Below are 7,259 nucleotides of genomic sequence, written 5' to 3'. Positions count from 1 at the left end.
GAAAGCCCAAGCGGCTGAATTTGCCAATGCGGACAAAATTGAAGTGTGCAAATCGCACGAATATGCCGCAACCATCATGAACGCCATCGCCACAGGCGAACCTGCCGTAATTTACGGCAATGTGGCCAACAAGGGCTACATTCCGCAATTGCCAGATGGCTGCGCTGTGGAGGTGCCTTGCCTTGTTGATGCCAACGGCATTCAACCCACAATTGTTGAGGATATTCCACCGCAGCTGATTGCGCTGATGCGCACAAATGTTAACGTACAGGAATTGACGGTTGCAGCGCTGATCAATCAAAATATTGATCACATATATCATGCCGCCATGCTGGACCCGCACACCGCCGCTGAGCTTGATTTGGATGCAATTTGGGCAATGACCACTGAATTGCTCGAAGCACATGGTGAGTGGATGCCAGCCTGGATTTCGAACACTTTTAAAAAGAAAGATTTTGCGTGACCAACAAGAAGAACCGTCGCAGCCAAGCCTGGTATGGCAAAATGGACAAAGACGGCTTTATCCATCGCTCTTGGATGAAAAACCAAGGCTTTCCAGATCACGTTTTTGATGGTCGCCCGATCATCGGCATTTGCAATACATGGTCAGAACTTACGCCTTGCAATTCGGGATTGCGGGTGTTGGCTGAGGCGGTGAAACGCGGCGTTTGGGAGGCCGGTGGCTTCCCCGTCGAGTTTCCCGTCATGAGCCTTGGCGAAACCCAAATGAAGCCAACGGCCATGTTGTTCCGCAACTTGCTGGCGATGGATGTGGAAGAGAGCATCCGCGCTTATGGCATCGATGGCGTTGTGCTGCTGGGCGGTTGTGACAAAACAACTCCGGGCCAATTGATGGGCGCAGCCTCTGTCGATTTGCCCACAATCGTTGTTAGTTCGGGCCCCATGCTCAACGGCAAATTCAAAGGCGATGATATCGGGTCAGGCACAGACGTTTGGAAATTTTCCGAAGCGGTGCGTGCGGGCGATATGACCTTGCAAGATTTCATGGCAGCAGAAAGCGGCATGTCCCGTTCAGCGGGCGTGTGCATGACCATGGGGACCGCCTCGACGATGGCCTCAATCGTTGAAGCCATGGGCATGAGCCTACCGACAAACGCCGCTTTGCCAGCCGTTGATGCGCGTCGCACCACGCTGGCCCACTTGACGGGCAAGCGGATTGTGGAAATGGTCGAAGAAGATTTACTGATGTCCAAAGTAGTCACCAAAGAGAGCTTTGAAAACGCGATTTTGGCCAATGCAGCGGTGGGTGGTTCCACCAACGCCGTGGTGCACTTGTTGGCGATGGCCGGGCGAATGGAAATTGATCTAACGCTCAAAGATTTTGAACTTGGTAGCGAAGTGCCATTGTTGGTCAACTGCATGCCATCGGGTAAATATTTGATGGAAGATTTTTGCTATGCGGGCGGCATGCCTGTTGTGCTCAAAGAGTTGGGCGACCTGCTTCGCCCTGCCAATACGGTGCTCAATAAAGACATTTCAGTCTTTGGGGATGGCGCAGAATGTTATAATCGCGATGTGATTTACGCGTTCGATGCACCGCTCAAACCTGCTTCTGGCTTGCGTGTATTGCGCGGTAACCTCGCGCCTAACGGGGCGATCATCAAACCATCCGCCGCAACCGACGCTTTATTGGAACACGAAGCTGAAGCCTTCGTGTTTGAAAGCATCGAAGACTTGAAAGCCAATATTGATCGACCAGATTTGCCCGTCACCAAAGACACGATTTTGGTGCTCAAAGGCTGCGGCCCAAAAGGCTATCCCGGCATGCCAGAAGTGGGCAATATGCCGATCCCGCAAGTGCTGGTTGAGCAGGGCGTGCGCGATATGGTGCGCATTTCCGATGCCCGCATGTCTGGCACCGCGTTTGGAACCGTAATTTTGCACGTTAGTCCAGAGGCACAAGCTGGCGGTAATTTGGCGCTGGTCAAAACAGGTGATCGCATTCGTGTGAGTGCCGCAAAAGGCGAGCTTGAACTTCTTGTCGCTGAAGACGAACTGAATGAGCGTCGTGCGGCTTGGCAACCAGATCAGCCGCATTATGATCGCGGTTACGCCAAACTCTATATCGATCATGTCTTGCAAGCCGACAAAGGCGCGGACCTAGATTTCTTAGTCGGAAAAGATACACGCCCAGTCACAAGGGAAAGCCACTAATGAGCGAAAATGTCACTTTTCACGACCTAAAAGGCCAGAGCATATTCATCACCGGTGGCGGCTCCGGTATCGGTGCGTCACTCACAGAAGGCTTTCTGCAACAAGGCGCAAATGTTGCGTTTGTGCAGCGCTCAGACGCCAGCGAGTTTGCAGAAGAGATGGGCGAAAAGTACGCCAACAAACCTTTATTCATCAAATGCGATATCACGGACATTCCAAGTCTGCGCTTTGCGATGAAACAAGCCGCGAAAGCATTTGGTCCAGTCACTGTACTGGTCAATAATGCAGCCAACGATAAGCGGCACGATTTGCAAGGCTACACCGTTGAAGAGTGGGATATGGCGATGGATGTTAATCTGCGCCCGCACTATTTTACGGCCCAGGCGGTGGCCGAAGGCATGCGCGACGCAGGTGGCGGATCAATCATCAATTTCTCGTCGATTTCTTACATGATGGGCAATGCGGGATACGCATCTTACGTGACAGCAAAGGCGGGCATTACAGGACTCACGCGCGCACTTGCAAGAGAACTTGGCACAGACAAAATCCGGGTGAACGCCCTATTGCCGGGCTGGGTGCTCACCCAAAAACAACTCGATATGTGGGCAACGCCACAAGATTTGGCGACCCATCTCGACAAACAATGTTTGAAGGAGCATTTGAGCCCGGACGACATTGTTGACGCGACCTTATTTTTGGCCTCAAAAGCCAGCCGCATGATGACCGGGCAAGCCATGGTTGTTGATGGCGGTGTAGTGGTTACAGGATAGAACAAAATGAACAATAAGATTGAATGGATCGCGCTTGATTGGGGAACAACCCATTTCCGTGCATGGGCAATGGGCGCTGGCGGCAAAGTGCTTGATCAAGTGAAGTCTGATCAAGGTATGGGCAACCTTGCGCCAGATCAGTTTGAGCCGATTTTCCTGTCCCATGTGGAGCGCTGGCTTAAAGGGCGCACAAACCCACTAAGTGCGTTTGCCTGCGGCATGGTTGGCGCGAAGCAAGGCTGGATTGAAGCCGCTTACATCGCGACGCCGTGCACACCACCGCGCAACGAACAGTTGGTGCTCGCGCCAATTGGTGATCCGCGGGTGCAGGTGTTCATTGTGCCGGGGCTGTCACAAAACAAACCAGCCGATGTGATGCGCGGTGAAGAAACACAGATTGCAGGATTTCTGGCCAATATACCAAATTTTGATGGCGTGGCCTGTTTGCCCGGAACCCATTCCAAATGGGCAACCATTAATAATGGCGTGGTCAAGCACTTCACCACCTTCATGACAGGCGAAATTTTTGGTCTGTTGGCCAAGCAGTCAGTGCTGCGGCACTCTGTTGGCGGTCGGGGATGGGACAGCGCAGCTTTCATAAGTGGGGTGAAGTTGGCCATGGATTCACCCGAATTGGTCACACAAGAATTGTTTGCCATACGGCCACAATCCATGCTGCATGATTTACCAGCAAATCAAGCTCGTGCAAGGCTTTCAGGATTATTGATTGGCGCAGAATTGCGCGCCACCGAACATCTTTGGTCGTCTCGCGATGTGTGCATTATAGGCGATCCAAAATTGGCAGAGCATTACAACGCCGCCCTTAAATTTTATAATTGCCAAGCAACCATCGCCGACGGCGACATGATGACCCTTGGCGGTCTACACGCGGTTGCGGTTTCGGCATTGGCGCAAGTTTCATGAATACACGCAAGATCATCGCCATCCTGCGCGGCATCAAGCCGGACGAAGCTGTTGAGGTGACGCGTCAAATCATTGATGCGGGCATCACGTTGATTGAAGTGCCGCTGAATTCGCCACAGCCATTTTATAGCATCAAAAAAATGCGTGAGGCTTTTGATGGTGTCGCCCAGATTGGTGCAGGGACGGTTCTCAATCTTGATGATGTTGCACAATTGGCAAATAATGGCGGGCAATTTGTTGTTTCGCCCGACTGTAATCCAGACGTGATCAAAGCCACAAAAGCCGCTGGCATGCATTCTTATCCCGGCGTTTTTACACCAACCGAATGCTTTGCGGCCATTCACGCAGGCGCGGACGGGTTGAAATTATTTCCAGCCAGCGTTTTAGGCACAAGTGGTTTGAAAGCCTTGCGTGCAGTTTTGCCATCCACAATCGACGCCTATGCAGTTGGTGGCGCAGGGCCAGACAATTTTGACCAATGGAAAGCGGCAGGAGCTGACGGGTTTGGCATTGGCACCGCGATCTATAAACCCGGTGATGATGCGGCAACCGTTCGTGCGAAAGCTGATGAAATTGTTGCGGCATACGATAAGGTTTTTTAGCAATGCCGGTTGAGGTCTTTGATCACCACAAATGCAGCTTGGGTGAGGGACCGCTTTGGCATCCTCAAACCGGGGATTTCTTTTGGTTCGACATCGACAAAAAGCAGTTTTTGAAACGTTCCGGAAAACCTGCGGAACAAACCCAGTTTGACCGGCACGTTTCTGCCGCTGGCTGGCTAGATGAGCAAAATTTGCTGGTCGCAGACGAATTTGGCCTGTTCAAATTCAACCACGTCACCAAAACCGAACAGCACATTGCCGATATTGAAAAAGATAATCCAGTGACCCGCTCCAATGATGGACGCGCAGACGCATTTGGTGGTTTCTGGATCGGCACCATGGGCAAAAATGCTGAACCCGAAGCGGGCGCGATTTATCGCTATTATCGCGGGGAAGTTCGGCAACTATTTGGAAAAATTAGCATTTCTAATTCGATTTGCTTCTCGCCTGACGGGCTATTTGCCTATTTCACCGACACCGTAACCAAAAAAATCATGCGCCAAGCGCTGGAACAAAAAGACGGTTGGCCTATCGGTGAGCCTGAAATCTTTGTGAATTTGACCGCTGAAGGCCTTAATCCAGACGGTTCAGTGGTGGATGCAGCGGGCAATTTATGGAACGCCCAATGGGGCGCGGGACGTGTCGCACAATATGCCAAAGATGGTTCATTTTTGCGCGCAATTGCACTGCCTGCAAGCCAAATCACTTGCCCGGCTTTTGCGGGTAACAACCTTGATCAGATGTTGCTGACATCGGCAAAAGTTGGCTTGGCCGACAAAGAAGAATTAGCTGGCTGCACCTTTAAAATTGACCCAAAAGCAAAGGGCCAAAAAGAACATCAGGTGATATTGTAATGACCATCAATCGTGCGCTCGGAACCTGCTATTATCCTGAACATTGGCCGCACGAACAGTGGGCTGATGATGCGCGCCGCATGGCTGAGCTTGGGTTGAAATGGGTGCGGATTGGCGAGTTTGCGTGGAGCCAAATCGAGCCAGAACATGGGCAGTTCGAACTCAATTGGCTTGATCAAGTCATTGAAATATTAGGACAACATGGCCTCAAAATTGTGCTTGGTACACCAACCGCGACGCCCCCGCGCTGGATGATCGACCGCCATCCTGATATGCTGGCTGTTGATCAAAATGGCAATCCGCGCAAGTTCGGTTCGCGTCGTCACTATTGCTTTTCCCATGAAGGTTATCGAGCTGAATGCGCTCGGATTGTGGAGATTTTGGCCGAACGCTACGGCAACAACCTTCATGTCGCTGCATGGCAAACCGACAATGAATATGGCTGCCACGACACAGTTCTTTCCTATTCCGATGCTGCCGCAAAAGCTTTCCGCACATGGTGCGAAGAGCGTTATGGCACTATTGAAGCGCTCAATGAGGCATGGGGCAATATTTTTTGGTCGATGGAATATAATGATTTTGATCAAATCGATCTGCCAAACCTAACCGTTACAGAAGCAAATCCGGCCCATTGTATGGCGTTTCGGCGGTTCTCGTCGGATCAGGTTGTGAGTTTCAATAAGCTTCAAACCGAAATCCTTAAGCGATATACAAACGCGCCAATCGCTCATAACTATATGGGCCGTATAACAGAATTCGATCACTTTGATGTTGGCGAAGACCTTGAGATCGCCAGCTGGGACAGCTATCCGCTGGGGTTTTTGGAAGACCGCATCGACGCAGACGAGCAGTTTAAGCACGACCATTCGCGCCAAGGTCACCCAGACTTTCAAGCCTTTCACCATGACCTCTACCGCGCTGTCGGCAAGGGCCGTTGGTGGGTTATGGAGCAACAACCGGGGCCGGTAAACTGGGCGCCGTACAATCCTGCACCCTTGCCGGGCATGGTGCGGTTATGGACGTGGGAAGCGTTTGCGCACGGCGCGGAAAGCGTGATGTATTTTCGGTGGCGGCAAGCGCCTTTCGCTCAAGAGCAAATGCATTCAGGACTGCTTCGACCAGATAGTGAAACCGCACCGGCTTTTGACGAGGCATCGCAAGTCGCCAAAGAGTTGGCCGATATGGCCAGCGATGATCTTGTCGATGCCAAAGTCGCTTTAGTCTTTGATTATCAAAGCGTTTGGGCAACCGATATCCAACCACAAGGAATGGGGTGTCATTATTTCGATTTGATATTTGACCACTATCGTGCAGCCCGAAAACTTGGGCTTTCTATTGATATCGTGCCGCCAAACTGTGCTGATCTTTCAGCCTACAAAATTGTGATGCTGCCCGGTCTGGTGACGCTTAGCGATCAGTTGCGCGCCGCGTTGGAGAAATTTGACGGCCTTGTTTTGGCGGGGCCAAGGACCAACACCAAGACACAAGAGTTTTCCATTCCAACGCCCTTGCCGCCAAATCTACCCGGACTTGAGGCAACAATTGAATATGCAGAAAGTCTAAGGCCAACCGTCAGCTTGGCTTTGTCCACACGCGGCAACTTCACAAAGTGGCATGAAAAGATTTCTACAACCGCTGATATTGTTACAAAAACATTGGACGGCAGCGCGGCAATTATTCGCCAAGCAAACACCACCTATGTCGCGGGCTGGGCCGACCAAGAAGCGCTGATGTTTTTGATTTCAGGTCTGTGCGCTGAAACTGGTGTGGATACCCAGCCGATGCCGCAAAGCGTTCGGCGACGCGATACGGCCAAGCACTCTTTCTATTTCAACTACGGAAATTCGCCACAAAAAGTCGGCGAACGAACCATCGCGCCAGCAGGCGTTATTTGGACTGAGCGTATTTCGACCTAATGCCTATTTCGTCAATTC

General features: G+C 51.5%; 6 protein-coding genes and 1 pseudogene. All 7 read left to right on the top strand.

The annotated features are described in order from the left end of the window. Positions 1 to 463: pseudogene (locus ACJAZW_RS09115) on the top strand (alpha-glucosidase/alpha-galactosidase); the annotation flags it as partial. Then, positions 460 to 2,175, top strand: a complete 1,716-nt coding sequence (locus ACJAZW_RS09110) for an IlvD/Edd family dehydratase (protein ID WP_415157282.1) — start codon at positions 460 to 462, stop codon at positions 2,173 to 2,175. The pseudogene ACJAZW_RS09115 and the gene ACJAZW_RS09110, both read left to right, overlap by 4 nt. Then, positions 2,175 to 2,945, top strand: a complete 771-nt coding sequence (locus ACJAZW_RS09105) for an SDR family NAD(P)-dependent oxidoreductase (RefSeq protein ID WP_415157280.1) — start codon at positions 2,175 to 2,177, stop codon at positions 2,943 to 2,945. Before ACJAZW_RS09110 ends, ACJAZW_RS09105 begins: the two co-directional genes overlap by 1 nt. A gap of 6 nt (positions 2,946 to 2,951) precedes the next feature. Next, positions 2,952 to 3,869, top strand: coding sequence for a 2-dehydro-3-deoxygalactonokinase (locus ACJAZW_RS09100; RefSeq protein WP_415157278.1), 918 nt, complete (start codon positions 2,952 to 2,954; stop codon positions 3,867 to 3,869). Next, positions 3,866 to 4,471 (top strand): 2-dehydro-3-deoxy-6-phosphogalactonate aldolase, encoded by a 606-nt coding sequence (locus ACJAZW_RS09095; protein WP_415157276.1) that lies wholly within the window; start codon positions 3,866 to 3,868, stop codon positions 4,469 to 4,471. Before ACJAZW_RS09100 ends, ACJAZW_RS09095 begins: the two co-directional genes overlap by 4 nt. 2 nt (positions 4,472 to 4,473) lie before the next feature. Next, positions 4,474 to 5,325: an SMP-30/gluconolactonase/LRE family protein gene (locus ACJAZW_RS09090; RefSeq protein ID WP_415157274.1), complete on the top strand. Its 852-nt coding sequence runs from the start codon at positions 4,474 to 4,476 to the stop codon at positions 5,323 to 5,325. Continuing rightward, positions 5,325 to 7,241, top strand: a complete 1,917-nt coding sequence (locus ACJAZW_RS09085; protein WP_415157272.1) for a beta-galactosidase — start codon at positions 5,325 to 5,327, stop codon at positions 7,239 to 7,241. Before ACJAZW_RS09090 ends, ACJAZW_RS09085 begins: the two co-directional genes overlap by 1 nt. Positions 7,242 to 7,259 lie beyond the last annotated feature (18 nt).

It is taken from the genome of Maritalea sp., from assembly GCF_047634455.1.
GTDB lineage: Bacteria > Pseudomonadota > Alphaproteobacteria > Rhizobiales > Devosiaceae > Maritalea.
Note: the sequence above shows the minus strand (reverse complement) of the source record. Positions and strands in the feature narration are given on the sequence as shown.

Excerpts from the sequence above, each read along its gene's own strand:
- ACJAZW_RS09105 (WP_415157280.1), top strand. The coding sequence starts at position 2,175 with ATGAGCGAAAATGTCACTTTTCACGACCTAAAAGGCCAGAGCATATTC.
- ACJAZW_RS09090 (WP_415157274.1), top strand. The coding sequence starts at position 4,474 with ATGCCGGTTGAGGTCTTTGATCACCACAAATGCAGCTTGGGTGAGGGA.
- ACJAZW_RS09100 (WP_415157278.1), top strand. The coding sequence starts at position 2,952 with ATGAACAATAAGATTGAATGGATCGCGCTTGATTGGGGAACAACCCAT.
- ACJAZW_RS09085 (WP_415157272.1), top strand. The coding sequence starts at position 5,325 with ATGACCATCAATCGTGCGCTCGGAACCTGCTATTATCCTGAACATTGG.
- ACJAZW_RS09095 (WP_415157276.1), top strand. The coding sequence starts at position 3,866 with ATGAATACACGCAAGATCATCGCCATCCTGCGCGGCATCAAGCCGGAC.